General features: G+C 45.2%; 1 protein-coding gene. It reads left to right on the forward strand.

The features are described 5' to 3' along the window. Window positions 1-114: 114 nt before the first annotated feature. On the forward strand, window positions 115-3,783 hold a 3,669-nt coding region (locus tag QI197_07885; GenBank protein MDK2373278.1), incomplete at its 3' end, for a hypothetical protein.

The following is a 3,783-nucleotide window of genomic DNA, read 5'->3' on the forward strand; positions in this document are numbered from 1 at the left end:
TATGTGGAAGTAGCAGGTGATGCTCATATCCCCCTGAGACCAGCTGGCCATCCAGACGCAAATGATAGTTTGTGGGCATCAAATCCAAGGTCAACAGACACAGATGGTGACGGTTTGCTTGATGGTCAGGTAATTAATGTAACTTATACTGACAGCCTTGGTGTTGTCCATACCGTTCAGTATGAAGAAGGGTATATAGAAAGTGAAGCAATCCCTGATGGTAAGCCTAATATCAGGGATACAGATTCAGATAACGATGGTCTATCCGACTTCGTTGAGGGGTACTGGAATAGTTTGAGGTCCCCCGTTAATGCTGGATGGAATCCTGGAGATTACGATACAGACGATGACGGTGTTGCTGACTTCACAGATGTTGGAGTCGGTGGAGACCCTGGTGATGGAAGGTCTCGGGCGTCCGGTTCCCCTCCGGATGTTGATGGTGATGGTCTCCTGGATGTCTTTGAACAGGGAGGTGCCTGGCAGACATACGCTACTACTCTTGGTGACAAAGATAGTGATGATGATGGAATTTCGGATGGCACAGAGGATAAAGGAGGTACCTTCTTAATAACTACAAGACCGGATAATAGTGATACGGATGGCGATGGAATTCAGGATGGAACCGAGCTTGGAGTCACATCTGGTATACCCGGTGGAGCTGGTGTTGGTACTGATCCTGCAGTGTTTGTGCCAGATGCAGACAATACAACAAAAACCGACCCAACTCTTGTCGATTCAGACTCCGATGGCCTAAGTGACGGAGCTGAAGATGTTAATAATAACGGCGCTGTTGATCCAGGAGAGTCTGATCCAAATGATCCGGATACTGACAATGATTTTGTGGTTGATGGTTCTGACACAGATCCATTGGTTGCAGAAGATACGGATAATGATGGATTACGCAATTGGATGGAAAAGTATTTCACTTCTACAGATCCAAATAATTCCGATACCGACGGTGACGGACTTGCGGATGGGTATGTTGATGCAGATGTAAGCGGTACATTTTCTGCTGGAGATACTCCAGGAGAACTTGGTAGTGGTACGCTTACGTTTAACAATGTAACAAGGACCTGGGAATGGACTAACCCATCTGATGGGTCCTCTGAAGCACTCGTTAATAGATCGGGTGGTGGGCAACATCCGGCATACACTTCAGTAACAGAACCCCTTATGTACTCCACTGATTTTGATGGTATTTCCGATGGAGTGGAGCTTGATGTTGCCGGAATTGATGCTGATCCCGCCACATATACAAATCCGTTTAATGCAAATTCTGATAGTGATCTCTTATACGATGGTTATGGAGAGGATCAGGATCTTAATGGTAAGGTGGATGTTGGTGAAACAGATCCTAATAATCGCGACAGTGATGGTGATAATGTGAATGATGGATATGATGGATGGGAGACGGCGGCTGTGTTATTTGGAGGAGGAGCAGCGGCGTTGAGTACAGATGCGGATGGAGATGGGTGGAATGATGGAGATGAGATAGCGAATGGGACCTTGCCGGTGTACACGTACAGTGGAGGAAGTGATACGGATCTTGATGGTCGTAATGACAATGTAGGTAATGAGAATAGTTATGCAGCGGCGAAGGACAATGATCAGGATGATGATTACTTATTTGATGGAGTGGGAGAGGATGTTAATTTGAATGGAGTTGTGGATGCGGGGGAGACGGATCCGGTGAGTAATGATACGGATGGAGACGGAGTGGTAGATGGATATGATGGTTGGGAGACGGCGACTCTTGACCAACCTGACGGAGATGCAACGGTCAACGCACTTGATACGAATTCTGATGGAGATGGTTGGGTCGATGGTGATGAGATAAATACCTATCATACAAGTGCGATACTTGTTGACACGGACGGTGATGGAAGAAATGAGGGTGTTGGTAACGAAGATAATAATGATCCGGACAATGATGGAATAATTTCTGCTCTTGATGTTGACTCCGATAGTGATTGGTATCTTGATGGAAGTGGGAATCTATTTGGAAACTCTTATCCCGCACACATGGGTGATGGTGAAGATTCTAATAATAATGGAACTGTTGATGCTGGAGAAACCAGTCCCATCCAGGTTACTGACCAGGATGGAGATAATTTACCTGACTGGGTTGAGTATTCATTTGGCACGGGGATAAATAATACAAATTCTGACGGTGATGGATTTAATGAAACGCCTCACAATTCCATTACCTATACATCTGCCGACAGACAGTTCTATCCCGACATAAATGGTGATTTCAGGCTAATTGGTGAAACAGATGGAGTTAATTATTACACCACAGATCCAAGAAATCCGGATACTGACAATGATGGTCTCAATGACGATATAGATGTCGCAGTAAATGGTAATCCTCTTGACAACGATACTGATAATGATGGTCTTGTTGATGGAGTGGAAGATGCTAATGCCAATGGTGCCCACGATGTTGGTGAAACCTATGTAGATAACGTTGATAGTGATTCTGATGGGCTAATCGATGGATGGGAGGTAAATGCGGATGTTCTAAACAATGGTGGTAACGACGAGGCTCTCAATAATGATGTAGATGGAGATAATATACCCGATGGAGTTGAGTGGGGAGTTCCCGGTCAGGATGCTGATGTTTCGACATACACAGATATGGCAAGTAGCGACACCGATGGTGATCTGGTAGATGACGGTCTTGAGGATCAAAATCATAATGGCCGCTGGGATGTTTCCCCTAACTTCCATTATATCTTCTCTGCTGCGGCTTATAGGTCTGGAGAAGATAATGGAGCTGCACCCGGAGACGAAATGAATCCACTGGACGTGGATACAGATCATGGTGGTGCTCCTGATGGTACTGAGGATGCAAACCTCAACGGAATTCATGATCCAGGTGAAACCTGGGCACTTGATGCAACTGACGGAGATAGGCTTTTCCACATAGAAGACGAGAATGGAAACCTTGTAGCAAATGATACACTGACCATAGATCCTCTTCCAGGTGATACAGGGTATGTACTTTTCAGAATTGTTAATACATACGGTGTTAACATAAACAAGCTCAATGTAACATGGACTGCTGTTGAATGGACTGACACTCTCTACTATTATCCCGACACATTCCCGGGTATGCTTATTCCTTCAGACAGCATATATGCCGTGGGTATTGATGAGGGTAACGTGATCAATAGTAATCCTTATCTTGACAATACTATAGGTAACGGATTGCCTACAACAGATGTCGATACTCTTATCCTCGTGGCAAAGATACCATGGGGTACCCCACCTGGTAAGTACGATGGACGAGTGGTTTTGTGGTATGGTCTCAATCCAATTGATACACTTGTTCTTAGAGTGATTGTAGAGGGAACCACTGACCTTGATGTAGCCAACTGGGACAGCCTACCAAATGGTGTTGGAGCATCTGATCAGGATTCAACTGGTGCCATCGATAATGTTATGAACCTTATCTTTAATACCGGTCTCGCTGACACTGGCATTTTCTTCGTTTCCAATCCGAATCTTTATCCTGATAACAATAACGATGGCGCAAACGACGTAAATGGAGGACCTGCGGTTCCACAACCAAACGCCACTCATTTCCAGTTTACTCCAGCCAATGCTGCAGATTCCATCGGTGGCTGGGATCCTGACTCTCAGGGTAATATGGCTGCCTACTATGTCAGGTATCGTTACTATGCTTACAATGTACCTGCTGGTATTGATACTGCAGCTGTGAGACAGAACGTAGTCCTTCCGGGATTGGATACTCTACTTCTTGGTAGCCTCGATAGTAAT

Source organism: Thermoproteota archaeon, from assembly GCA_030130125.1.
GTDB lineage: Archaea > Korarchaeota > Korarchaeia > Korarchaeales > Korarchaeaceae > Korarchaeum.